Source organism: Pantoea sp. BJFS-204, assembly GCF_049310725.1.
Taxonomy (GTDB): Bacteria; Pseudomonadota; Gammaproteobacteria; order Enterobacterales; family Enterobacteriaceae; genus Pantoea; species Pantoea agglomerans.
This window is the reverse complement of the sequence record NZ_JBMOWE010000002.1, coordinates 715,676-739,202: the sequence shown is the minus strand read 5'-3', so window position 1 is coordinate 739,202 and position 23,527 is coordinate 715,676. Positions and strand designations below refer to the sequence as shown.

The 23,527-nt window shown below is 54.7% G+C and carries 21 protein-coding genes; 11 read left to right on the top strand and 10 right to left on the bottom strand.

Translation table 11 applies throughout. The annotated features are described in order from the left end of the window. Window positions 1–123 precede the first annotated feature (123 nt). On the bottom strand, window positions 124–831 hold the full coding sequence (locus ACO6VX_RS10260) for a phage antirepressor KilAC domain-containing protein (RefSeq protein WP_010247108.1): 708 nt from the start codon (window positions 829–831) through the stop codon (window positions 124–126). A gap of 389 nt (window positions 832–1,220) precedes the next feature. On the opposite strand from ACO6VX_RS10260, the gene ACO6VX_RS10255 reads away from it, so the two are divergent. Beyond that, on the top strand, window positions 1,221–1,655 hold the full coding sequence (locus ACO6VX_RS10255; protein ID WP_010247107.1) for a 6,7-dimethyl-8-ribityllumazine synthase: 435 nt from the start codon (window positions 1,221–1,223) through the stop codon (window positions 1,653–1,655). A gap of 55 nt (window positions 1,656–1,710) precedes the next feature. Then, window positions 1,711–2,184, top strand: a complete 474-nt coding sequence (locus ACO6VX_RS10250) for a DUF1348 family protein (RefSeq protein ID WP_010247104.1) — start codon at window positions 1,711–1,713, stop codon at window positions 2,182–2,184. Between the two features lie 45 nt (window positions 2,185–2,229). Here ACO6VX_RS10250 and ACO6VX_RS10245 read toward each other — a convergent pair whose 3' ends face one another. Then, window positions 2,230–2,625 carry a hypothetical protein gene (locus ACO6VX_RS10245; RefSeq protein ID WP_010247102.1) on the bottom strand — a complete coding sequence of 132 codons (396 nt, stop codon included), beginning with the start codon at window positions 2,623–2,625 and terminating at the stop codon, window positions 2,230–2,232. A 361-nt stretch (window positions 2,626–2,986) separates the two neighbouring features. Here ACO6VX_RS10245 and ACO6VX_RS10240 point away from each other — a divergent pair, with 361 nt between their 5' ends. The 3 genes from ACO6VX_RS10240 to ACO6VX_RS10230 all read left to right on the top strand — a co-directional run bounded on the left by ACO6VX_RS10240 (window position 2,987) and on the right by ACO6VX_RS10230 (window position 6,009). After that, complete coding sequence (locus tag ACO6VX_RS10240) at window positions 2,987–3,757, top strand: MerR family transcriptional regulator (protein ID WP_064690786.1); 771 nt, start codon at window positions 2,987–2,989, stop codon at window positions 3,755–3,757. Window positions 3,758–3,879: 122 nt separating this feature from the next. Further along, complete coding sequence (locus ACO6VX_RS10235) at window positions 3,880–4,269, top strand: DUF1090 domain-containing protein (RefSeq protein WP_050679344.1); 390 nt, start codon at window positions 3,880–3,882, stop codon at window positions 4,267–4,269. Window positions 4,270–4,734: 465 nt separating this feature from the next. Continuing rightward, on the top strand, window positions 4,735–6,009 hold the full coding sequence (locus tag ACO6VX_RS10230; RefSeq protein WP_010247095.1) for a Glu/Leu/Phe/Val family dehydrogenase: 1,275 nt from the start codon (window positions 4,735–4,737) through the stop codon (window positions 6,007–6,009). 42 nt (window positions 6,010–6,051) lie between these two features. Here ACO6VX_RS10230 and ACO6VX_RS10225 read toward each other — a convergent pair whose 3' ends face one another. Then, entirely contained in the window at window positions 6,052–7,221 is a 1,170-nt protein-coding gene (locus ACO6VX_RS10225) for an ROK family transcriptional regulator (protein ID WP_010247093.1), read from the bottom strand. Window positions 7,222–7,518: 297 nt separating this feature from the next. Between ACO6VX_RS10225 and ACO6VX_RS10220 the strand changes: the two genes are divergently transcribed. Genes ACO6VX_RS10220 through ACO6VX_RS10200 form a run of 5 tightly spaced genes read left to right on the top strand, consistent with a single transcriptional unit; the run spans window position 7,519 to window position 12,548 of the window. Then, window positions 7,519–8,766 (top strand): extracellular solute-binding protein, encoded by a 1,248-nt coding sequence (locus tag ACO6VX_RS10220; RefSeq protein WP_022624333.1) that lies wholly within the window; start codon window positions 7,519–7,521, stop codon window positions 8,764–8,766. Window positions 8,767–8,775: 9 nt separating this feature from the next. Then, window positions 8,776–9,684, top strand: a complete 909-nt coding sequence (locus ACO6VX_RS10215) for a carbohydrate ABC transporter permease (protein ID WP_022624334.1) — start codon at window positions 8,776–8,778, stop codon at window positions 9,682–9,684. Next, complete coding sequence (locus tag ACO6VX_RS10210) at window positions 9,674–10,513, top strand: carbohydrate ABC transporter permease (RefSeq protein ID WP_033760458.1); 840 nt, start codon at window positions 9,674–9,676, stop codon at window positions 10,511–10,513. Before ACO6VX_RS10215 ends, ACO6VX_RS10210 begins: the two co-directional genes overlap by 11 nt. A 2-nt stretch (window positions 10,514–10,515) precedes the next feature. Continuing rightward, the gene (locus ACO6VX_RS10205; RefSeq protein WP_022624336.1) at window positions 10,516–11,463 is read left to right on the top strand and encodes a carbohydrate kinase family protein; all 948 of its coding nucleotides are present in this window, start codon (window positions 10,516–10,518) and stop codon (window positions 11,461–11,463) included. 2 nt (window positions 11,464–11,465) lie between these two features. Next, window positions 11,466–12,548, top strand: coding sequence for an ABC transporter ATP-binding protein (locus ACO6VX_RS10200; RefSeq protein ID WP_422432077.1), 1,083 nt, complete (start codon window positions 11,466–11,468; stop codon window positions 12,546–12,548). Between the two features lie 478 nt (window positions 12,549–13,026). Here the strand turns inward: ACO6VX_RS10200 and ACO6VX_RS10195 are convergent, their stop codons facing one another. Continuing rightward, on the bottom strand, window positions 13,027–14,967 hold the full coding sequence (locus tag ACO6VX_RS10195) for a methyl-accepting chemotaxis protein (RefSeq protein ID WP_187506794.1): 1,941 nt from the start codon (window positions 14,965–14,967) through the stop codon (window positions 13,027–13,029). 522 nt (window positions 14,968–15,489) lie between these two features. Here ACO6VX_RS10195 and ACO6VX_RS10190 point away from each other — a divergent pair. Next, window positions 15,490–16,617 (top strand): Fic family protein, encoded by a 1,128-nt coding sequence (locus ACO6VX_RS10190; protein ID WP_422458106.1) that lies wholly within the window; start codon window positions 15,490–15,492, stop codon window positions 16,615–16,617. A gap of 68 nt (window positions 16,618–16,685) precedes the next feature. Here ACO6VX_RS10190 and ACO6VX_RS10185 read toward each other — a convergent pair whose 3' ends face one another. From ACO6VX_RS10185 to ACO6VX_RS10160, 6 genes are all read right to left on the bottom strand, one after another. Beyond that, entirely contained in the window at window positions 16,686–18,080 is a 1,395-nt protein-coding gene (locus ACO6VX_RS10185) for a glycoside hydrolase family 1 protein (RefSeq protein WP_422458105.1), read from the bottom strand. A gap of 12 nt (window positions 18,081–18,092) precedes the next feature. Beyond that, window positions 18,093–19,955 carry a PTS beta-glucoside transporter subunit IIABC gene (gene bglF, locus ACO6VX_RS10180; RefSeq protein ID WP_422458104.1) on the bottom strand — a complete coding sequence of 621 codons (1,863 nt, stop codon included), beginning with the start codon at window positions 19,953–19,955 and terminating at the stop codon, window positions 18,093–18,095. Window positions 19,956–20,092: 137 nt separating this feature from the next. Further along, window positions 20,093–20,926, bottom strand: coding sequence for a BglG family transcription antiterminator LicT (gene licT, locus ACO6VX_RS10175; protein WP_010670373.1), 834 nt, complete (start codon window positions 20,924–20,926; stop codon window positions 20,093–20,095). 613 nt (window positions 20,927–21,539) lie between these two features. Continuing rightward, window positions 21,540–21,884: a YebG family protein gene (locus ACO6VX_RS10170; RefSeq protein WP_422458103.1), complete on the bottom strand. Its 345-nt coding sequence runs from the start codon at window positions 21,882–21,884 to the stop codon at window positions 21,540–21,542. Between the two features lie 158 nt (window positions 21,885–22,042). Then, window positions 22,043–22,837: an SIR2 family protein gene (locus ACO6VX_RS10165; protein WP_010247078.1), complete on the bottom strand. Its 795-nt coding sequence runs from the start codon at window positions 22,835–22,837 to the stop codon at window positions 22,043–22,045. Beyond that, window positions 22,834–23,394 (bottom strand): non-canonical purine NTP pyrophosphatase, encoded by a 561-nt coding sequence (locus tag ACO6VX_RS10160; RefSeq protein ID WP_010247077.1) that lies wholly within the window; start codon window positions 23,392–23,394, stop codon window positions 22,834–22,836. Before ACO6VX_RS10160 ends, ACO6VX_RS10165 begins: the two co-directional genes overlap by 4 nt. Window positions 23,395–23,527: the final 133 nt, after the last annotated feature.

Sequence of the window (23,527 nt, the reverse complement as noted above, 5' to 3'; positions counted from 1 at the left end):
ATCCAAAAAGGCCGCACTCTGTTGCGGCCTTATTTTATATCTGCACTTTTACAGGCACATCTACTACCTGCACATCTGCCAGCACTTATACATCCGCGCCAGCCCGCAAGATCACAGGAACGGTTACGCAGCTGCGCCTTTTGGCTGAGCAGAGAGGTGCCCTGCCCACAGACTGGCGACCCATTTCACCCCTTTAGACGTAAAACGTGCCTGAGAGAAAGCGTGCTGATTTTCGCCCGTGCCGGTATGCAGCGTAAAGTAGCCGGCCTGCATATGGTAGTGCTGCGGCGTCAGGGTGCCTTTTGCGCGATACATGATGTTGCGCTCCAGCAGAAACTGGCGAAACTCCGGTTCTTTCACTTTCAGCATTTTGCAGAGCTGCCGAAAGCCCAGCGAGTCATCAACCTCAACGAAGTTATCAAAGAACGCCGCCTTGGGTGCCGAGAGAGCCAGTTGCTGCTCCGCCGCCTGACGCTGTTCAAACTGCTCAGCCCAGGCGCGAGCGGCTTCAGCCGGATTGGTAAAGTCAGGCAGATGGGTCGTCTTCTCACGGTCCTGCCAGCGATCCAGCACTTCTGCAGTGAAGCCTGGCGACAGGCGTGCCACGGCCAGCAGCGAGTCACGCTTGCACAGACGGTACTCCTGACGCACTTCCCCTTCCCGCTCATACTCATTCACGCTGAGCGGCTGGGAGAGACGCTGAGCCGTCTCCAGACTTTTGATTAACCGCTTCACTTCTCCGTGTGTAATACCGGTCATCTGAGCCAGTTCACGACTGCTCATTGTGACCGATTGTTCCAGAGATTTGAGGCTTTCAGTTGAAATCATCATGGGTTCACCCCTCGCTAACGCTACCAATACCCGGCGGGCAGTCGATTAATTATACAAACACCTGTTCAAATATCCAGTATTTTATTTTAGCAATAACGTAACTGGAAGCTGTTACGCAAACAACAGGGTGTGAGGCGGTTTGGCGGGCTGAAGAGTGCGTGCTGAATGCCTTGCAGGAGGCGTTGCGGGCTTTTGCGGCAGCATAAGCAGGTAATCCATCGCTAAGTTATTTACATATAATCACAATGATGGACACAGACTCTTTACATTACAGTATAGTGAAGGCTGTCAGCAGGTTACTGGCCTGCCGGGCTCACTATTTTGATTCGGGGTGCAGGGGCGAAATCTGGCCCGTTACCACTGAATGTCACCTTTTACTGGAGTAAGTCATGCAGCCGTTGAAAGTCGCCTTTATTAAAGCTAACTGGCACAGCGAAATCGTTTCTCAGGTTCTGACAGGATTCGAACAGGAACTGGAAAGCCGCGGTACCTCATATGAGATTAAGACATGGGATGTTCCGGGCGCTTTTGAAATGCCGCTGCTGGCGCAACGCCTGGCGCAGACCGGCAACTACGATGCGATTGTCTGTGCAGCACTGGTGGTGGATGGCGGCATCTATCGCCATGATTTCGTCGCGCAGGCTGTGGTAAGTGGTCTGATGCAGGCACAGCTGGCAACCAATGTGCCCGTCTTCTCGGTGTCACTCACGCCGCACAATTTCCAGCCATCGGCCGAGTTTATCGACTTCTATACTCAGCATTTCGTGAAAAAAGGTCAGGAAGCGGCGCGTGCCGTCTGCCAGATTCACGCCCTGGAACTCTGATACGACTGTAACGAATGCTGACAATGCGTTTGCCTGCGCTGTTAAGGAGAGAAAGTTGGAAAATACACGTCCGCCTCTACCGCCATTTACCCTGGCTGCACAGGCGATTGAAAAAGTCCGGCTGGCTGAGGATGGCTGGAACAGCCGGGATGCGGAGCGAGTCGCTCTGGCCTATTCAGCGGACAGTAAATGGCGCAATCGCGATACCTTTCTGACCGGCCGGGCAGAAATCATTGCCTTCCTGCAGCAAAAATGGCAGCGGGAGCAGCAGTATCGGCTGATTAAAGAGTTGTGGAGTTTTGACCAGAACCGGATTGCGGTGCGGTTCGCCTATGAATGGCATGACGAGCAACGGCAGTGGTATCGCTCATATGGCAACGAGAACTGGGCCTTTGATGAGCAAGGTTTAATGCAGCAGCGTTATGCCAGCATCAATGATCTGAAAATCAGTGAAGAACAGCGGCTGTTTCACTGGCCGCAGGGCCGACGCCCTGACGACCATCCTTCACTGAGCGAACTGGGATTATAGTGCCAGCCCTTCCAGCGGAGAGCGCAGCTCTCCGCCGTCATCCACTCAGCCCTGCTCGTCCTTGTTCTCAACAAAGGTCGCTTTGTTGCGTGTGACCGTATAAGCCACTTTTTTAACATCTTCCGGTGACGTGGTCACTTCTACCGGTGCAATGGTCACCCGACCCATACCAAACAGAGTGGGTACATAGCCACCGACCTGGTGTTTTCCGGCCGGAACATGCAGCAGCATGCTTTCGCCGTTAGGCAATCTGCCGGCGTCTTTACCATCTACAGTCAGGAATACACTGGAGCCATCATCTGCGCGGGTCTTGATGTGTGAGACATCAATCTGCGTTGGGCCAGCAGCAAATTCATCTGGCGCATCGCTGGCGGCATGTTTTGCACAGCCAGTCAGTACAGCAGCAACCGTTACAACGGCGAGACTAAAACGATAACGCATTGGACACTCTTTCTCCTGATCATCAGAACCCGCTATTTTAGCGATTTAGCGGGAGGATGTAAGGGGGATAAGAGTCGGCATGCTCTTAAAAGAGGCTTAAAAGTACCGATTTCCCGGTATATTTGCGTAAAGAATATTTACTGAATAAATAAACAGTATTTTTATTGCCTGATCGCAGCGCTTTTAACCTGCTGATCAGCATAAATTTAATCGGAGAATAACAACGAATAAGCGTAGCGTCACAGGCACATAGCGCCGATTTGCCTTAACTCTGCCTCTGTTAATTGGCTGTTATAAGGTTCATAGTGGTGGTTCATCCCCGGTTAATCCCGGCGGCCTTCCCCTCTACAGAGGGCACGATATGCATTCTTATACCACCGATACTGTTTGCGCCATAACCGGCACCCATCCCGCTAACCTGAAGAGCTGGATGAAGCAGGGATTACTGACGCCGCAGCAGTATCAGGAACGCTGGAGTGATCATCACCTCAGTGAAATCCAGACCCTGGTTGGCTTAACAGCCACTGGCGCGACGCTCGACGAAATCTGGCAAGGTCAGCAGGCTGCTTCGACGGTCACCACCTATGGCTGGGCGGCGCGCAAAGGCGACCTGCTCTGGCAACTGGAATTTGGCACACCGCTGTCGCTTTCACGCCAGATGCACACGATGTCCAGCCACTATAGCGGTGATGATTTCGTCATTAATCTGCTGCGGCCACTGAGCGCCTGGCTTTACGCCGATCTCCGTCGGGGAGCGTCACGTCGCCTCAACCGTTTTGAGCAAACCGTGCAGCAGCAGGCGGATAAAGTCATGCGCGCCTCATCGCGAAACGAATCTTCTATTCCTCTGTTTCTGGAAGCGGTGAGCGTACTTGATAAAACCGAAATCTGGCTTGAAGCCATTCGTCTTACTGCGATGGGCTTTAATGTCGAGGTTGACTCGCGTGCAACCGGGCTGCCAGCCGTTAAAACCGACCTCCATCAGCATCATGTGATGTGGTGTGGTGCCGGCATCAGCCAGCAGATGCAGGACTATTTTGAACAGCAGAGTCTGGATGGCCATCCGGTAATGCTCAGTGGACCTGATTGTAACCTGCAATTTGCCCAATCCAACGCCTCCAGCGCTGCCTGACAGCAGGCAGCGCCTTCTTTACCCCTGTTTTTCCGCGCCAGTAAATAATTTTTTTCGTTAAGAATCTCTTAAGGTGGTTCCGTATACTGGTGCCACAACCCTGACTCATTGACGAGACTAAGATGAAAAAGACCTTACTGACCTTCAGCCTTCTCCTGTTACCACTCACTTTTACTGCTGCTCACGCGGCCTCTGACCTGACCGGTTGTGCAGCCAAAAAGCAGGAGATTGAGACCCAGCTCTCTTTTGCCCGCCAGCACAATAATACCCATCAGGTTGCCGGCCTTGAAAAAGCGCTGAGCGAAGTAAATCAGAACTGTACCGAAAGCAGTCTGTTAAAGCAGCGTCAGGAAAAAGTGGCAGAGAAAAAGTTGAAGGTACAGGAACGCGAACAGGAACTGGCTAAAGCGAAAGCTGAAGGCCGCAGCGCCAGCAAGATCCAGAAGCGCGAAGATAAACTGGCTGACGCTCGCCAGGAACTGAAAGAAGCCGAGCAGGCTCTGCATCAGTAAAACTCATTCTGGCCAGCCACTGCGCTGGCCCGTTATTCTCCCTTCCCCAGCCCTGACCCTCTCTCCTTTCTAAATACCTGATTAGCCTGCGCTATTAACGTTCAATCCATTACTTTATGTAATCCTTTGATTACTTATTCTCATGCACTTAATTGGTGCAGCAAAGTCAACATGGTTACGATCAATTATTTAACTTTTTGAACGCCCTCAAAGATTTGAAAGATAGCGATATTTCCTGTCCTATGCAGAAAATACGCACTCCACGCGCATCTTTATTCGTCTGTAAGGGGTCAGCAATACTAATCTATTCACTCACCCTGCCCCAAAACAGGGCATTACAGCGATGTGGCATGGCTGATGCCACATCTTATTTGTTTCAGTAGTGTTAGATTATGTCGGCGCAATGCAATGCGCTCTCAATCCACGGCTCCACACAATAAATAACTTCATTAAGAAAGGTTTTTTATGGATAAGTTATCTTATGCGTCTGAAAGCAGCACATCTGCCTGGTCCACCTATTTACAGCAAATCGACCGGGTTGCGCCCTATCTGGGCGATCTTTCACGTTGGATAGATACTTTGCGTCATCCAAAACGTGCGTTGATTGTTGATATTCCTCTCCAGATGGATGATGGCTCAATTCGCCATTTCGAAGGCTATCGCGTTCAGCACAACCTTTCGCGCGGCCCAGGAAAAGGCGGTATTCGCTACCATCCGGATGTCGACCTTAATGAAGTGATGGCGCTCTCCGCATGGATGACCATCAAATGTGCGGCGGTTAACCTGCCTTATGGCGGCGCTAAGGGCGGTATCCGCGTTGATCCGTTCAAACTGTCCGACGGTGAACTTGAGCGACTGACCCGCCGTTACACCAGCGAGATCGGCATCATCATCGGGCCGCAAAAAGATATTCCTGCGCCAGACGTCGGGACCAACAGCAAAGTGATGGCGTGGATGATGGATACCTACTCCATGAACCACGGCACAACGATTACCGGCGTTGTCACGGGCAAACCGATTCATCTGGGCGGTTCACTGGGGCGTGAAAAAGCCACCGGTCGCGGCGTGTTTATTACCGGACGCGAAGTGGCACGCCGTGCAGGTATTGAAATTGAAGGCGCACGCGTTGCGGTCCAGGGTTTCGGTAACGTCGGCAGCGAAGCGGCACGCCTGTTTGATGAGGCGGGTGCTCGTGTGGTAGTGATTCAGGATCACACCGCGACGCTGTTTAATGCCGATGGCATCAACATGGCTGCCCTGACCGAATGGCAGATCGCCAATAAGCAGATTGCCGGTTTCCCTGGTGCGCAGAGCATTGATAAAGAGGCGTTCTGGACCACAGGGATGGATATTCTGATCCCGGCGGCACTGGAAGGTCAGATTACCCGTGAGCGTGCTGAAGTCCTGAGTTGCAAAATCGTGCTGGAAGGCGCAAACGGCCCGACCTATCCGGATGCCGATGACATGCTGGCCACCCGCGGCATTATCGTGGTGCCGGACGTGGTCTGTAATGCCGGTGGCGTGACCGTCAGCTACTTCGAGTGGGTTCAGGACATGGCCAGCTTCTTCTGGAGCGAAGATGAGATCAATCGTCGCTCAGACAAGATCATGACGGAAGCGATGGTACACGTCTGGGAAAAGTCGAAGGAGAAAGATTGCTCGCTGCGCACCGCGGCCTATATCGTGGCCTGTGAGCGTATTCTGATGGCGCGTAAAGATCGCGGTATCTACCCGGGTTAATGCCTGTGGCGCTGTTGCCTGCAGCAGCGCCCTTTTCCCTGCCTACTTCATCAGCACCTGAAACTTCGGATTAAATTCATCGAAAATCGGTAAAGCGGCGGCGCCGAGAGCGGCTGTATCGCTGCCGGTCATGCCAATTTTTAGTCGCATATCGTTAAGATAGCGTCCGCGCACCGACTGATAAAGCGGCGGCAATCGCTGCACCATCTGCTCCAGCAACGGCGCAGGCATCATCCCGCCAATAATTACCGCCTCAGCATCAAACACCGACTCCAGAATATTGATTGCCTGACGTAACGGCGTCGTCACATTCTCAATCCATGCGGTAAAACGCGCGGGTTCAATCTGTAACAGATCTTCGGGCAGCGCCCGCATTGGATCGAGACCGCAGAATTCATAAGCGGCCTGCAGCGAGACGTAGCGCTCGAGGCAGCCCTGATTTCCGCAGTAGCAGTCGCGACCGCCCGGCTCGACCACAATGTGTCCGATTTCGCCCGCATTATGAGCGTGGCCGGTATAGATATGACCATCGGTGAAGATCCCCGCGCCCAGGCCGGTGCCGATATAGAGATAGATAAAGGAGTTCAGGTGGCGCGCTGTGCCGTGAAAGCGTTCGCCTATGGCGGCGACCGTAGCATCATTTTCCAGCGTCACCGGCAGACCGCTAATGGTGGCGAGTTCAGCCTCGATATCGACCTGCTCCCAGCCGTTCAGCGTGGTCGGCCCCACTGATGAAATGCCCTCCACACCAAAAGGCCCAGGCATCACCACGCCAATCCCCAGCACTTTCTGCCACTGAGTACCCAGGAAGGCGCGCATCTCCTCCAGCACGCTGGCAATGCACGCCAGGGTGGCAGCAGGCTGAGGCTTTTGCACCAGAACGAGGCGGCGGAAACGCACTTCGCCGCTGAGATCGACCAGAACCAGCAGCAGCGTCTGGTGATCAAGATGGATGCCGATCGACCAGGCACTGGTGGGATTGAGCGTAACCGGAATTGAGGGCTGACCACGCCCGCTGCGGCGCGGCTGGCGGCTGGTCAGCAGTTCGGCCTGCTCCAGTTCCGCCACGATATTCGAGACGGTCTGCGGCGTCAGCGCCGTCATGCGGGCCAGTTCGGCACGGGTCAGTTCACCGTGCAGACGAATAGCTTCAATCACCACACGCCGGTTGTGCGCCCGCGCATGTTCAAGGTTGGTACCCGAGGTTTTCATGTTGTTTTCCATTTCAGCGGGACCCGACAGTATTGGTCTCCGAATGCATTCGGGCAAACAATATCTTTGATGCTGCACGCAATTCTCGCGCATCAGGATAGGCAATTTTGCCATAAAAGCGCAGTCTGAGTTTCAGCGTTGTTACGGCTTTGTTGCTATGCCCTCCGGCACTGTGGCACGCCGTTTGCTTAGATTCAGACAGGTCAGTTCACCCACTGACCAAAATTACGCCCCCGATTAAATCAATCAAATTGATTTAATTAACCGACAGCCTGTTGCTGCACAGTGGAGAAGACCATGTCACAGCGTTACACACCCCAACTAAAAGCCGGTTTTGCCGCCTTACTGATGTTAAGCGCAGGCAGCGCGGCGGCGGCCAGCCAGATCAATGCCCTGTTTATGACCCAGGCGGCTTACAGCGAAAATGATATCCGCGCGATGACGCAAAATTTTCAGAAGCAGCACCCGGATGTCAGCGTCAATCTGGAGTTTGTTCCTTATGAGGCGCTGCACGACAAGATTGTGGCGGCGCGTGGCGCGGGCGGCAATGGCTATGATGTGGTGCTGTTCGATGCCATCTGGCCAGCGGAATTCGCCCGTTTCGATCTGCTGCAGGATGTCAGCGCACGCATTACGCCAGAGGATAAAGAGAAGGTCTTCCCGGGCGCGATGAACACCGTGGTTTACAAAGGTAAAACGCTGGGTATGCCGTGGATCCTCGACACTAAATACCTTTACTACAACAAAGCGATGCTGGCTAAAGCGGGCATCACCACGCCGCCACAGACCTGGCAGCAGGTGCTGGATGACGCGAAGATCATCAAGGATAAAAAGATTGTCACCTGGCCGCTGGTCTGGAGCTGGTCCCAGGCTGAGGCGCTGGTGTGTGACTACACCACGCTTGTTTCAGGCTTTGGTGGTCAGTTCTATCAGAACGGCAAACTTAACTTCTCCAGCCCGGCTTCACTCAAGGCGCTTAACCTGATGAAAAGCTCGCTTGATGAGGGCCTGAGTAACCCGGCGTCGCGTGAATATCTGGAAGAGGATGTGCGTAAATCGTTTTCTAATGGCGATGCGGCTTTCGCGCTGAACTGGACCTACATGTACAACATGGCCAACGATCCGAAGCAGAGCAAAGTGGCGGGCGACGTTGGGATCATGCCTGCGCCTGGCGATGCACCTGGTAAAGTCGGTGCGGTGAACGGCTCAATGGGGCTGGGGATCACCAAAGGCAGCACCCATGCCAACGAGGCGTGGCAGTACATTCAGTACATGACCTCACAGCCGGTACAGAATCAGTATGCGAAGCTCAGCCTGCCGATCTGGAAATCCTCTTATCAGGATGAAGCAGTTAAAAAGGATCAGGAGAGCCTGATTGCTGCGGCGGACAAATCGCTAAACGTGATGCTGTCACGTCCGGAGACCGCTGACTATTCCCGTCTGTCGAACCAGCTGCAGCAGCAGTTACAGCAGGTGTTGCTGGGTAAAGCCCCGGTGCAGGACGCGATGGCGACGGTTGATAAAAGCGCCGCCCGGCTGCGTTAAGGAGTCACGATGCTGAGTTTGCGTCAACGCGAACAGCGTCAGGCATGGGTGCTGCTGGCACCCATGTTGCTGGTGATGCTGCTGTTAACCGCCTGGCCTCTGCTGCGTACCATCTGGCTCAGCTTTACCGATGCTGCGCTGATTGGCAGTGGTGAAACGCCTGCCTGGATTGGGCTGGAAAACTATCTCTATGCGCTTAGCGATCCCGACTTTCGGGCGTCGATCTGGCGCACACTCTATTTCACCCTTGTGTCTGTCACCGTTGAAGGGATTATCGGCGTGCTGGTGGCGCTGCTGCTGAATCAGAAATTCATCGGGCGCAACGTTTTGCGTGTACTGGTGATTCTGCCGTGGGCGCTGCCGACCATCGTCAATGCCATGATGTGGCGGCTCAACTTCAACCCTGACTACGGCAGCATCAATGCCCTGCTCAGCCAGCTCGGTATCATTGACGGTTATCGCAGCTGGCTGGGATCGCCGGAGGCGGCGCTCAATGCGGTGATGTTTGCGGATATCTGGAAAAACTATCCGCTGGTCACCCTGCTGGTGCTGGCGGCGCTGCAGTCGATCCCCGAGGATCTGTTTGAAGCGGCACGACTGGACGGTGCCTCCGCCTGGCGGCGTTTCCGGGCGATTACCTTCCCGGCGATTGTTGCACCGCTCGGCGTCGCGCTGGTGTTACGCACCATCGATGCTTTCAAAATCTTCGACATCATCTACGTGATGACGCGCGGCGGCCCAGTGGACAGCACCAAAACCCTGAGCTTTTTCGTTTATCAGGAGTCGTTCAGCTATCTGCGTGCCGGCAGCGGTGCCGCCTACGCGATACTGATGACCCTGATGTGCGCCCTGCTGATCACGCTCTATCTGCTGATGTTATGGCATCAGCGCCGCCGGAGTACCGCTTATGAAAACTAAACTGCGACGGGTCCTGCGTTACGGGGCTGCGCTGCTGGTCGCCGTCAGCATTCTGGCCCCGATGGGCTGGCTGTTTCTGATGAGTGTCAGTTCTGCCAGCGATCTCTCCCGCGTGCCGCTCGAGTGGCTGCCGCGTCAGTGGGATTTCAGTCGCTATCAGGGGCTGGTTTCGCTGGCACCGAATCAGCCCGGCAACGTTTTTCTGCACGCGCTGGGCAACAGTTTGCTGGTAGCGACGGTGGCCACAGCGATCTCGCTGCTGCTGGCGATACCCGCGGCGTTCAGCTTCTCACGCTACAGTGGTCGTGATGCCTGGCTTTCCGGCGCTCTGGCGATCTATATGGTGCCGCCCGTGGCGTTTGTGCTGCCGCTCTACTTTCTGCTGCAACAACTGGGACTGCTCAACACTCGTCCCGGCCTGGTGATGGTCTACTGTTCGCTGATCCTGCCGTTTCTGACCTGGATGCTGAAGAACCAGTTCGACTCACTGCCACGTGATATCGAACAGGCAGCACGGCTTGATGGCCTGCGCTTCTGGCAGGTTCTGCTGCGCATTACGCTGCCGCTGGCAAAGCCGGTGCTGGGCGCTGCCGCGCTGTTCGGCTGGCTGCTCGCCTGGGATGAGTTTTTCTACGCGCTGCTGTTTACCAGCAATATTTCGGCACAGACCCTGCCGGTCGCCATTGCCGGTTTTACCGCTGGACGCGCGACCGATGACGGGCTGATCGCGGCTATCGGCATTCTGGCTTCGGTGCCGCCACTGTTTATTGCCATCTGGTTGCAGAAGACGCTGGTCAGCGGTCTCACCAGCGGCGGAAGTAAGGGATAATTATGGTCACTACCCTCACGCCCACCCTCTATGTGGTGGGCAATATAAATGTTGATTTAATCATGAGTACGCTCAGCGACTGGCCGCAGCGCGGCACGGAAGTGATGCTGCAGCACAGCGAGTTACGTCCCGGTGGGTCCGCAGGTAACTGTGCGCTGGCGCTGGAGGCGATGCAGGTGCCGCATCGGGCCATTGCCAATCAGGGCGACGATGGCTTCAGTCACTGGCTCGCCAGTCACTTTCCTCATAGCGCTGCATACTGGCCGCGCTATGCCTGTGAGACCTCGCTGACGGTAGGCGTGACCCATCCCGATAACGAACGCTCGTTTCTCAGCAATCACGGCCATATTACCGTGCTGACCGCGGACGATGTGCTGGTCCAGTTGCCGTCGCAGGCGACGCCGGGCGACATCGTACTGCTGTGCGGCACCTTTCTCTGTCTGGAACTCTATGATCACTACCCGGCGCTGCTGGCCGCACTGCAACAGCGTGGCTTCTGTGTCGCCGTGGATACCGGCTGGCCGCCTGCGGGCTGGAGCGATGGGCTTCGCTTACAGATTGGCAACTGGTTAGCGGACTGTGACTGGCTGCTGCTGAATGAGGTGGAAGCGCTGGGCTTATCGGGCGCAGAACTGCTGGATCAAAGCGGTAAACAGCTGGCGGCCCGGCTCAGTGGTCGCGGCGGCTGTGTGATTAAGTGTGGCGCAGAGGGCGCACGTCTCTGGTCTGCCGCCTCTGTGCAGTATGCTGCTGCCCAGCCGGTGACGGTGGTAGATACCATTGGTGCCGGTGACAGTTTTAATGCCGGTTTTCTTACTGCACTGCTCTATCACCAGCCATCGCACACGGCGCTGCGCTGGGGCATTGAAGTGGCATCACAGGCGATAAGCAGCTCTCCGCGCCGCTATCCCAGCTGGCAACAACTCCAACTATCAAATGAGGTGCGCTGACCATGGCCAGTGTTGAACTTGTACAGGTGGCGAAGCGCTACGGTAAACAGAGCGTGCTGCACCCGCTGGATTTAACCATCCCTGATGGCAGTTTCACTGTGCTGGTTGGCCCCTCCGGCTGCGGCAAATCAACCCTGCTGCGGCTGCTTGCCGGTCTGGATACCGTCTCTGACGGGGCGATCATGCTGGATAAAAAACGCATTAACGATCTCGATCCTGCTGACCGGGATATCGCCATGGTGTTTCAGAGCTATGCGCTCTATCCGCATCTCACCGTCGCGGAGAATCTGGCGTTTCACATGCAGGTGAAAAAGGTGAAGCGCGAGGAGCAAAAAAGCAAAATCGCCCGCATTGCCGGCATTCTCGGCATCGATCAGCTGCTGCAGCGTTATCCAAGAGCGTTGTCGGGTGGACAGCGGCAGCGCGTGGCGATGGGCCGCGCCATGGTGCGCAATCCGCAGGTGTTTCTGTTTGATGAGCCGCTCTCTAATCTTGATGCGCAGTTACGCATGGAGCTGCGGGCCGAGATCAAGTCGCTGCATCAGCGTTTCAAAACCACCATGGTCTATGTTACCCACGATCAGGTCGAGGCGATGACGCTGGCAGATCAGATTGTGGTGATGAAAGAAGGGGTCATTGTGCAGCAGGGTGCACCGCTGGCGATTTATGACCGCCCGGTTAACACCTTCGTGGCGCGGTTTATCGGGTCACCGCCGATGAATCTGCTGGATGCCCGTTTCCAGACACGCGATGGGCTGCCTGGCGTCTGCTGTTGCGAGCAGTGGCTGCCGTTACCGCGTCGCTGGCACAGTGCGGCACAGCAGCAGGCCGATCAGCCGGTCACGCTTGGCGTACGTCCGCACGATCTGATTTTTGATGCCAGCGGGCAACCCGCGGTGGTCAATATTGTTGAGATCACCGGCGAATCGACCCTGCTACATCTGAACTGGCAGGGTTTCCCGCTGCATATGCAACTGACCGGCCGTAGCGATGCCGTGCCTGGCGGCACGCTGCCGGTGACCGTTAATCCGGATAAAATGCACTTGTTTGATGCCAGCAGCGGTGTGCGGCTGACGGAACAGTGATAAAAATAAACCCGCCAGCGGCTAATGCCAGTCAGTTAAGCGACAGATGATAACGCAGTCTGGTACCGGGCAGGGGCCTGCTCTGAAACTTCAGTGTGTATTGTTAAAAAAGGGCACGAGAGTGGAGGCCTGAGCGCCTCTGCTGCTGAAAGGGCTATCCGCAGCGCTGAGGCGTGACGGTGGGCCAGAAGTCCACGCCGGGAAGCGTGGACAGGTCGGGGCCGGCCAGGGAGGGCCGATCCCCGAACGGTTCGTCGGCACGACGTCAAAGCCGAAGGTACCGCGTGAGCGGCGCGAGGACGGCCCGGCAGCAGCAGAGGTGCGCTGGCCCGCACTGCGGCTCGCTCGCCCGGAAAAAAAGGCTGTCACGTTTAACCGTGACAGCCTTTACAAATCTAATCTTAACTGATCAGCATTACGCCAGCGGCGAGTTTTTTATTTTGTGAAGCAGAGTCTGGATCAGGAAACATACGCCTCATTACGCCAGATGAAACTGCTCTACCGTCTGTGACAGCTGCTGCGCCTGATCCTCCAGCGAACTGGCGGCAGCCGACATCTGCTGCACCAGCGCGGCATTCTGCTGGGTGACGCCATCCATTTCATTGACGGCAATCGTTACCTGGCTGATGCCACGCGCCTGTTCGCTTGATGCTGTGACAATCTCACCGATAATCCCCTGCACCGAATTCACCGCCTGCATCATCTCCTGCATGGTTTTACCGGCATCATTTACCAGCCGGACGCCGCTCTCGACCCGCACGCTCGACTCTTCAATCAGTGCGCCGATCTCTTTCACCGCGTTCGCGCTGCGCTGGGCCAGATTACGCACTTCAGAGGCCACCACGGCAAAACCACGTCCCTGCTCACCGGCGCGTGCAGCTTCTACAGCCGCGTTCAGCGCCAGAATATTGGTCTGGAAGGCGATGCTGTTGATCATAGTGGTAATGTCGCCGATCTTTTTCGAACTGTCATCGATCTGCGCCATGGTCTGCACCACCTCACCCACCAGCGAGGCACCACGACTGGCGATGTGGGTAGCGTTTTCAGTCAGGCTGGTCGCCTGCTGCGCGTTATCGGCATTCAGGCGAATCGTGGCGCTGATCTGCTCCATGCTGGCTGCGGTCTGCTCCAGTGCGGCAGCCTGTTGTTCGGTGCGTGACGCCAGATTGAGGTTTCCGCTGGCAATTTCACCCGCTCCCTGGCGTACTGATTCACTGGAATCTTTAATCTGCCCGACAATCTGCCGGAGCTGGCTTTGCATGGTATTCAGAGCGAAAAAGAGGCTGCTGCGATCGCCGTTTTTCACCACAATCGCGTTATCCAGCTTGCCATCGGCGACGGCCAGCGCAATATGCGCCGCTTCAGCCGGCTCGCCACCAATCGGACGCAGCACTTTACGGCTGAACAGCATGCCCAGCACCGTCCCGACCAGCAGAACGCTCACGACCATCAGGATCACCGCCCACATCAGCTGCCGGTTTGAGGCGGCCATCACCTGACTGACCGGTGCCACCACGCCCAGATACCAGGGTTTGTCACTGTTACCTATCATCACCGGCTGCCAGGTGACTAAAGCGTCTTCACCCAGCACGGCATCAAATCGCTGGACGACTTTTGACGTAAAACCCTCTTTTTCGCCTTTCCAGGGCTTCCCGGCTTCATCTTTCACCGGCGAAGAGACCACATTCCCGCCGTGAGAAAGCAGCAGCGCATAGCCGCTTCCCTGCCAGGGTTTGATCTGATTCACTTTCTGTTGCAGTGATGCCAGTGAAATGTCAGAGGTAACGATCGCCTTTAAGGTGCCCTGATCGATAATCGCGGCGGCGACGGAGGTGAGCAATGTTGGCACGCCGTTATAGGCATAGCTATAGGGTTCGGTGAGCGTATCTTTTTGTGTTTTTTGCGGGATCAGATAGTAATCACCCTGACCCGGTGTCAGATAGGAGAGCAGCGGATGCATCGAGTAAGTACCTGATGCGTCACGATCGACAAAAAAGGCATAACGGCCCTGCGGTGCCTGACCCGGCTGTGAAGCGAACTCGGCATCACGGCCATCAAACGCATTCTGTTCAAATATCACTGACATCGACAGATAGTCAGGGTTAGCACGCAGCGCATACTCCATCACCTTATCGGCCGCTTTGCGATCGGTAATGCCAACGTGGGGCAAGGCAATCAGACTTTGTCCAAGGTGACTCGCGACATCACGGGCATGGCTCAATTCCTGCTGCACCTGTAAGGCACGGCTCTGCGCAATCTGCTGCAGATATTGTTCGGCCAGCGCCTTCTGCTCTTTACCGGATTGCCAGCTGAGAACCCCAATCGTCACGGTAAATCCCAGCACTATCGTTAAACCACCCATGATCAGCATCTGGGCACGGGTACTCATTCTTTTCTTATGTGTTAACTGACTGACCATAGTGCTTCCCCTGAAATTTACCTGGCTCAATACCTCCTTGTAGTTATGGTGCTCCTGAGATCATCTATCGGCGGCGTTTTTTTGAACTTTAATGGCCATTTCCCCGCCGTGATGGGGGTCTCACAGCGCGTGATTACGGGAAGTTGATCGCAAAGGGATTATGGCGCTGCGAATGAACGGCCTTTTTTTGATCTGCAACAATACTGGTGCCCGCCATTACTGTCAGTTTATGTCAACAGTTGCTGTAGCCCCCTTATCGCAGTGGAGATAGAACAATGATCGGTAAATCAGGATTAGCTGTCGGGATGGTTGTCTGGCTGGCGTATGTCGCCTGGATCGTTCACTACTATTCAGACACCTTTATGCAGTTCTCCCGCTAAGCAAACAGGACCTTCGTGTCCTTTTTTTTGCCCTCACTTCAGCCGGGTTGGCCTGTGAGCCAAATATTCGCTATTATCGACTCATTCTGTGAGCCGAATAACCTCCTTTATTCGGCTCATCCACCCTTAGCGTGAGCCGATTATGAGCGTTACCTGGATCTGGCAACAGCCGAACTGGCCCCGTTTTCAGTGGCAGGACGCCGTGCTGTTACCGCGCCTGCGCCATCTGCAGCAGCAGCGCGGATTGCTGCTGGGCCGTGCCAGCCTGCATTCAGACAGTGAAACCCAGACGCTGGATACCCTGCTCAGCAATATCCTCTCCTCTTCCGCGATTGAAGAGGAGCGGGTCAACGTGCAATCGGTCCGCTCATCGCTGGCGCGTCGGTTAGGCGTGACGGAAGAGCAGCCCTATCCGGTCTCCGATCGTTCAGAAGGCCTGGCTGCCATGATGCTCGATGCCATCAACAACCGCAGCCAGCCGCTGACGCCTGAGCGTCTCTGTCAGTGGCATCGCTGGCTTTTCCCGGCCGATGAGTGGACGGTGCAGCGCCTGAGCGTCGGCACACTGCGCGGCAGTGAGCCGATGCAGGTCATCTCAGGTCGCATCGATCGTCCCACGGTGCATTTTGAAGCGCCGCCGCGACAGGGACTGGAGCCGCAGCTGGCGCAGTTTATTGAGTGGTTCAACAGCAGTCAGCATGATGTGATGCTGGACCCGTTGCTGCGCGCCGCCATCTGCCACCTCTGGTTTGTCACCCTGCACCCTTTTGATGATGGTAATGGTCGTATCACGCGTGCGTTAACCGATCTGGCGCTGGCGCAGGCCGACAGTCAGAGCATCCGGCTTTATGCCATGTCACCCGCCATTCTGACGCAGCGCGCCGGTTATTACCGCATCCTTGAGCAGACGCAGAAAGGCGGCCTGGATATCACCCACTGGCTGGTGTGGTTTCTTGATATCCTGGATGAGAGTCTGCAACAGGCGATGAACGTCATCGATCGCACTCAGATGAAAGCGCGTTTCTGGCTGCGGCATCAGGGAATGGGATTGAGTCCGGAACAGGTGAAAGTGCTGAACCGGCTGCTGGATGGCGGCGAGCAGGGTTTCGAACTGGGGATCAGCGCCAGCCAGTATCAGAAGGTCGCCAAAGTGAGTAAAGCCACCGCGACCCGTCATCTGGCCGATCTGGTTGAAAAAGGCTGCCTTTACCGGCTCGAAGGCGGAGGCAGAAGTACCCGCTATCAGGTTACCACCCGCGAGACGCCCTGAGCCAGGCTGTTTTAACTGCTAACCGGGAGTACATCGCGATCGTTGTGATCTACTCCTGAGTGCGGGAATTACTCTTTAAGTGAAGCCCCGTTGGTCGCAATGACCTCTTTATACCAGTAAAAGCTTTTCTTCCGGCTGCGGGCCAGCGAACCTTCCCCGGTATCATCGCGGTCAACATAAATAAAACCGTAACGCTTAGACAATTCGGCATTTGATGCGCTGACAAGATCGATTGGCCCCCAGCTGGTATAACCCATGACCTCCACGCCATCGTCAATGGCCTCACGCACCTGAACCAGATGATCGTTGAGGTAGCTAATGCGATAATCATCCTGCACGACGCCCGTTGCATCCGGTATGTCTTTGGCGCCCAGTCCGTTCTCAACAATAAACAGCGGCTTCTGATAACGATCCCACAGCAGATTCAGTAAGGTCCGCAAGCCCACCGGGTCAATCTGCCAGCCCCATTCAGAACTCTGCAGGTGAGGATTTGGCACCATGCTCAGAATGTTACCCCGCATCTGCTGATTCAGTGCTTCATCGGCGGTAACGCAGCCGGACATGTAATAGCTGAACGAGATAAAATCGACGGTCGAATGGAGTATCTGACGATCGGCATCCGTGATATCCAGCTGAATATTATTCTCACGAAAGAACCGCAACATATAGCCCGGATAAACACCACGGCACTGAACATCGCCAAAAAATTGCCATTTCCGGTTCTCCTGCAGCGCTTCCAGCACATCATCAGGCTTACAACTGAGTGGATAGACCAACCCTCCCAGCAGCATATTGCCAATGCTGGCGTCTGGGTTAATCTCGCGACAGGCTTTCACCGCCAGCGCACTGGCGACCAGTTGATGATGAATTGCCTGATACACCTCAGCTTTGCTGCTGGTTTCCGGCAGACCCACACCGGTCATCGGCGCGTGAAGCGACATGTTAATTTCGTTAAAGGTCAGCCAGAGTCTGACTTTCTTCCTGTAGCGGGCAAACACCGTGCGGGCATAATGCTCAAAGAAGCCAATCACCTGACGGTTACCCCAGCCACCATACTGCTTCACCAGGTGCCAGGGCATCTCATAATGTGACAATGTAACAATTGGGGTGATGTGGTGTGCGGCCAGCTCGTCGAATAGCCGGTCATAAAAGGCCAGACCGGCCTCGTTGGGTTGTTGCTCATCACCGTTCGGGAAGATGCGCGTCCAGGCGATTGAAACCCGCAGACAGCTGAACCCCATCTCTGCAAACAGCCTGATATCGTCCGGGTAGCGGTGGTAAAAGTCGATCGCGATGTCTTTGAGGCTTTGGCTGCCCTCAACGCGCTCCGATACCGGGCCAAAAATTCCCTGTGGCTGAACGTCAGAGGTCGAGAGGCCTTTGCCCTCTTCACGCCATGCGCCTTCTACCTGATTAGCGGCAACAGCACCGCCCCATAAAAATGAATCCGGGAAAGTTTTCATCCTGTTCTCCTTTTATTGACGAGTGACGCTGAGTAAAGGCGTACCTGCAGTGACCGCGGTCCCTGCCACAGTCATCACCTCAGGATACTCATCGCTGTTAGTGATAATGATCGGTGTTGCCAGGTCATATCCGGCATCAAGAATGGCCTGACGATCGAACTCCAGCAGCAGATCGCCGGCCCTGAATGTGTCGCCCACTTTTACATGTGCCGTGAAAGGTTTGCCGTCGAGCCTGACGGTATCGATACCCACATGGATCAACAGCTCAATCCCGCTGTGACTCAGGAGTCCTATGGCGTGTCGGGTCTGAAACAGGGAGGCCACCTCACCCGCAAAAGGCGCAATGACTTTATTATCAGAAGGGATGATGGCCACACCCTGTCCCAGCAGGCCACTGGCGAAGGTTGGATCGGGAATCTGACCAAGCCCCAGAACGGTGCCCGTCATCGGTGACAGAATGTCATCTTCGCCAGGGGTAATCGGGAGCGTTGCGTCTGGCGCCGTGTTTCGGGGCATGCCCGCTACCAGCGTCATGCCGCAACCCAGTATCAGCGCGAGTAGCGTCCCGGCAATACCGCCCCATAACGTGGAATCCACACCGCCAGGTGGGATCATCTGTGCGATGGTAAAGATGTTGGCAAAACCAAATGAATAAACGTGGGTGCTGCTGAGGCCGACAATGGCACCGCCAATAGCGCCCGCCACGCAGCCAAAGATAAAGGGACGGCGCAGCGGCAGATTAACGCCATAGACAGCCGGTTCAGTGATACCAAAGATCCCTGCGGTCACGGATGAACCCGCCAGCATCTTCTGTCGTGCATCCCGACTGCGCAGAAACACCCCCAGCGCCGCGCCAACCTGGCCCATGACAGCAGGCAACAGCATAGGCAGCATTGAGTCATGCCCCAGTACGGCAAGATTGTTGATCATCAGTGGCACCAGTCCCCAGTGCAAACCAAAAATCACACAGACCTGCCACAACGCGCCCAGGGCAGCACCAGCCAGCCAGGGTGCCAGCGCATAAATCCACTGGTAGCCGTTCGCCAGTATCTGACTTAAGCCCGTGGCCAGTGGGCCAATCACCAGGAAGGTCAGCGGCACGGTGACGCTCAGACAGATCAGTGGCGCAAAGAAGTTTTTCATGGAGGCTGGAAGTCGCCGGCTGCTCTGCTTTTCCAGCCAGCAACTTACCCACGCGGCGAGAATAATCGGGATAACGGACGCACTGTAATTAAACCAGGTTACAGGGATGCCGAGAAACGCGTCCGTCATTTCACCGGACTGCTGGCTGGCATTAAAAGCTGCAATCATCGTCGGGTGGGTCAGCGCCCCACCAATCACCATGGTAATAAAGGGATTGCCGCCAAATTTCTTCCCGGCGGTGTAGCCCAGCACCAAAGGAAAGAAGAAAAACAGGGCATCACTGGTTGCAAACCAGATTTTATAAGTTCCACTTTCAACAGAAAGCCAGCCACAGACCACGGCCAGCGCCAGTAAACCTTTTAGGATCCCTGAGGCGGCGAGAATGCCGATAAACGGGGTAAAAATACCTGACACAATGTCGATCAGATGGTTGAAAACATTACCCCCGGTCTTTTCCCCTTCTGTTGCTGCAGAAAGCTCATCAGCCAGCCCAGCTTCACTACGCACAGCCTGCCAGACATCATGAACGTGGTTGCCAATCACCACCTGAAACTGCCCGCCGCTTTCAACGACCATAATAACGCCCGGATTTTTCTTCAGTCCTTCAGCATCGGCTTTATGGTTGTCTTTCAGTTTGAAGCGTAACCGGGTGGCACAATGAACCAGACTTACGATGTTCTCCCGGCCACCAATATGGCTGAGGATATCTTGTGCCAGCGTGTGATATTCCATCTCGATTTCCTTACAACCGATGCCTGCGGACATCAGTTAACTGAGCCAAAAATGAAAAAAACCTGAGAACGTCCTCCTTTCAGAGTTCGCGCTCAGGTTTTGCCTGCGTTAAGCAGTAACAATCCGGTTTATAGAGCTTATTGCCCCTCTTTTCTCACCCGTTCGATGTTAATGGCGAGAAACATAATCTCTTCCGCGGTCAGCTCACGCTGATAGCTTTGTTGCAGATGCTGCGCGATTTTCACCGCACATTTCCAGGCTTTGGGATAGTTATCTTTTACTGCTGTATGCAGCGATACATCGTCATCGTTCACCACGGTACGCGTCAGCATCCGCTGAGCAAAAAACTTCAGATGAGTGACAAAACGCTGGTAACTCAGCGACGATTCGATGTACTCCAGCTGCAGTTGATACTTCACCAGTTGCAGAATCTCCTGCATAACCCGGGTGACATGCATCACTTCCGGCATTTCATTATTGAGCTGCGCCGTCACCAGATGTAGCGCGATAAAGCCGGCTTCATCCTCCGCCAGTTCGACATTCAGACGACGTGAAATGATAGCCCTGGCCTCCTGACCCAGTTCGAACTCTTTGGGGTAGAGGCGTTTGATATCCCATAGCAACACATTTTTAATTGCCAGACCTTTTTTCTGCCTTTCAATGGCAAAGTAGCAGTGGTCGGTCAACGTGATATACAAGCTCTCCTGCAATGTCCCCAGACGTTGTGTTGCCAGATCAATAATGCGGTCGCAGGTGGTCATCACTTCAGGAGGGATCTGGTGTAACAACTCCTCCAGACGACGTACCAGCAGATCACTTTGCAGCGCAAATACCTTCTCAATGTGCGCAGCGTTGAGACTGTCACCGATGCGCTTCTGGAAAGCCAGTCCACGCCCCATCACGACCTGTTCGCGTCCCTGCTCATCCTGAACCATCACCACGTTGTTATTAAGAATTTTGGCGATTTTCATCGGAACCCCAGAAACAAAAAAACCTGACATCCGACAGAGGCCAGAAGTCAGGTTTTGCCTGCCTAAGCAGTAACAATCCAGTTCGGGAACTCTATCAGTTTTAGTCGTGACCTCAATCTGTCAGGGCAAAAAGCGTGACAGCGATCGAAATCCTCTTATTAACTTAAAAAGTGACTACCGTGTTGAGTTCAGTCACCCAGGCATCCTGCGTGTGGCGATACCCGCCGGACGAGACCAGTATTAAAGCCCGGGGTGCGGTTCCGGGCAGCAAAAGGGGTATGACGCTCAGTGGAATGAAAACTCACGTTATGGAAGGAAGATGGTCATGCGAGGAAGGTCGTCTGAAAAATCGACTAATGGACTGCAGTGTTCATTAACTGCCATTTAGCGATTAAAAACACACCGCTTTGAACGCTTTTGTCACTATCACAATGTTTTGATTTATCGGACGGAAAGCCCTTAATGTGTGAAATCGTTCTGTTGAGCGTCAGAGCCCGTTATGCAGGGTAAAAGAGTGGAAGGAAGACTATCTGTAAGAAGTTAGCAGGAGAACAGCTCAAACCGCTATTCAGAAACAGCAACGCCGGAAGGTTCGCTTCCGGCGCTGTTGAGATTACGCGGCTTTAACGGCGCGCACTTTCTTTGCAGCAGGCTCTTCCTGCGGCTCATCCGCGCTATCGTCTGAGACAGCTTCTGGCTGAGAGACGGCTGCTGCTGCCGTTTCTGGCAGTTTGCTGGTGCGCAGAATACGCTGAACGGCATCTTTCTGCTCTGCAATCAGCAGGCCCAGCGTTTCCGCCTGAGATTCTTCCATTGCAGGTTGATGCTGTAACAGCCAGTCGGTGAAGGCTTCGGCCATATCGAGCATTTTGTCGTAGGCATCGGCCTCTTTCTTATTGGCAAACGTCATCTTCTCTTCACCCTTTCTGACTACTACAAATTTTGTTTCAACAGCCATCTTCTCGCCCTCAGGTACTGTGTATGCATACAGTATATCATGCCGATCCTGCTTTGCCAGCAGAGAATAGAGTTTATCGGTTGTGCACGGGCTAACCTTAACCTGGCACAGGCTTTTTTCATTTTTCCTGACACATTCTCCGCCGCGAGGGCCGGCGGCTACACCAGCAGCTCTTCAAGAAACATCGCCAATGCCTTACGGGGATCGTCCTCTTCCGAGACGATCACCTCAATCCCCCACTGCCCCAGCACCTCTTTGGCCACCGGGTTGTTCCGGTTAGTGAACAGGTACGATTTTGGCCGGGCGGTTGCCAGCCCGGTGCGGCCCCACATCTTGGTCAGACGGTAAAACAGCAGGCGAATATTGAAATCACTGATGCTGTAGCCGACAAACAGTACTGAGTTGCCCATCACATCGTGAGTCAGTTTGATGTCGAGCGGCGAATCAAAATAGAGGCGTTCAAAATAGCTGCTCTCATCGAGCACGATTGAGGTGTCATCATCAAAATCACCGTGCAGCTTGATGATGTGACGCTTATCTTCAGTGAGAGAAACCAGGTCCGCGGCGTTTGCCACTTTATAATAGGGTACGCCGTGCGCTTCATGCGCCGCTTCCAGCCAGCGATCGTAATTGGTGGTGTAGATACGCGAAAAGTTACCCTGGGTAATCATGGTATGAATTTCAGAAGAGCGGACATCAATATCGGGGCGATGCCATTCGCGATCCATCCAGCTGCGCAGCGGGCCAAGCGAACCTTTTTTCTGTTTGTAATACTCCGCCAGCGACAGGTGCGTGCCATAGGTATTAAAGATTTTTGGATCGTAACCCAGCTCATTAGCAAGATGCGCAATCAGTTCATGCCACTCGGGCAGGCCAAAATTGCGCGAAATACCGGCACCGGCAAACAGAATCAGTTTGCCGGAATCATAGGCGCGTTTGAGTTCAGGTTTCATGCCATGCCCCGCGAGGTTTTTAAAAAGGTGGCGAAGCGATCCAGCGCGATGCGCCGCATCGAGATCTCATTCTTGAGTTCGCCCATTTCAGCAAACGTCTGCTCATAGCCTTCGGGAATAAAGACGCAGTCCCACTGAAAGCCACGCGTTCCGGCAGGTTTCGCGGCGATAGTGCCGCGCAGTTCACCCGAAAACTGGTACATTTTGCGGCCATCGCAGTAGCCCAGCACCGTTTTGGCCGTCACGGCCTGGCTGTCGAGCCCCTGCACCAGCGCGGTAAAGCGCTCAGCGTCCAGGCGGTTCCAGAAGATGCGGGTCAGACCGGCGGGCAGGCCATTGAGGCCATCCAGATAGAGGCCGGTATGCTCTACAAATAGCGGTCGCCCAATCAGCGAAAAGGCTTTGGTCAGTTTGTCGCGTACCAGGTCGAGTTCGTTTTCAGTCTGAATTTCTTCGATGCGACGGGCGATGGGCAGAACTTCGACCCCGACAGGTTCGAGTATTTTGCGCACCTCCGCCAGCTTTTGCTCATTGGCAGAAAGGAATCTGATTTTCATGGGGCTTCCAGGTCAATTAATCCGCCACGCAGTGAGGATTTTACGGAAACAGGCGGGCAGGATAAATCACTAACGCTGGAGAGTGTAGTTCAATTCTGTGCTCATCAGGTTGAAGTCCGCAGAACCGGCCGCA

Bases quoted from the DNA above. Each gene is read 5' to 3' on its own strand.
- ACO6VX_RS10260 (WP_010247108.1), bottom strand. From the start codon at position 831: ATGATGATTTCAACTGAAAGCCTCAAATCTCTGGAACAATCGGTCACA.
- ACO6VX_RS10255 (WP_010247107.1), top strand. From the start codon at position 1,221: ATGCAGCCGTTGAAAGTCGCCTTTATTAAAGCTAACTGGCACAGCGAA.
- ACO6VX_RS10245 (WP_010247102.1), bottom strand. From the start codon at position 2,625: ATGCGTTATCGTTTTAGTCTCGCCGTTGTAACGGTTGCTGCTGTACTG.
- ACO6VX_RS10240 (WP_064690786.1), top strand. From the start codon at position 2,987: ATGCATTCTTATACCACCGATACTGTTTGCGCCATAACCGGCACCCAT.
- ACO6VX_RS10235 (WP_050679344.1), top strand. From the start codon at position 3,880: ATGAAAAAGACCTTACTGACCTTCAGCCTTCTCCTGTTACCACTCACT.
- ACO6VX_RS10230 (WP_010247095.1), top strand. From the start codon at position 4,735: ATGGATAAGTTATCTTATGCGTCTGAAAGCAGCACATCTGCCTGGTCC.
- ACO6VX_RS10225 (WP_010247093.1), bottom strand. From the start codon at position 7,221: ATGAAAACCTCGGGTACCAACCTTGAACATGCGCGGGCGCACAACCGG.
- ACO6VX_RS10220 (WP_022624333.1), top strand. From the start codon at position 7,519: ATGTCACAGCGTTACACACCCCAACTAAAAGCCGGTTTTGCCGCCTTA.
- ACO6VX_RS10215 (WP_022624334.1), top strand. From the start codon at position 8,776: ATGCTGAGTTTGCGTCAACGCGAACAGCGTCAGGCATGGGTGCTGCTG.
- ACO6VX_RS10210 (WP_033760458.1), top strand. From the start codon at position 9,674: ATGAAAACTAAACTGCGACGGGTCCTGCGTTACGGGGCTGCGCTGCTG.
- ACO6VX_RS10205 (WP_022624336.1), top strand. From the start codon at position 10,516: ATGGTCACTACCCTCACGCCCACCCTCTATGTGGTGGGCAATATAAAT.
- ACO6VX_RS10200 (WP_422432077.1), top strand. From the start codon at position 11,466: ATGGCCAGTGTTGAACTTGTACAGGTGGCGAAGCGCTACGGTAAACAG.
- ACO6VX_RS10195 (WP_187506794.1), bottom strand. From the start codon at position 14,967: ATGGTCAGTCAGTTAACACATAAGAAAAGAATGAGTACCCGTGCCCAG.
- ACO6VX_RS10190 (WP_422458106.1), top strand. From the start codon at position 15,490: ATGAGCGTTACCTGGATCTGGCAACAGCCGAACTGGCCCCGTTTTCAG.
- ACO6VX_RS10185 (WP_422458105.1), bottom strand. From the start codon at position 18,080: ATGAAAACTTTCCCGGATTCATTTTTATGGGGCGGTGCTGTTGCCGCT.
- bglF (WP_422458104.1), bottom strand. From the start codon at position 19,955: ATGGAATATCACACGCTGGCACAAGATATCCTCAGCCATATTGGTGGC.
- licT (WP_010670373.1), bottom strand. From the start codon at position 20,926: ATGAAAATCGCCAAAATTCTTAATAACAACGTGGTGATGGTTCAGGAT.
- ACO6VX_RS10170 (WP_422458103.1), bottom strand. From the start codon at position 21,884: ATGGCTGTTGAAACAAAATTTGTAGTAGTCAGAAAGGGTGAAGAGAAG.
- ACO6VX_RS10165 (WP_010247078.1), bottom strand. From the start codon at position 22,837: ATGAAACCTGAACTCAAACGCGCCTATGATTCCGGCAAACTGATTCTG.
- ACO6VX_RS10160 (WP_010247077.1), bottom strand. From the start codon at position 23,394: ATGAAAATCAGATTCCTTTCTGCCAATGAGCAAAAGCTGGCGGAGGTG.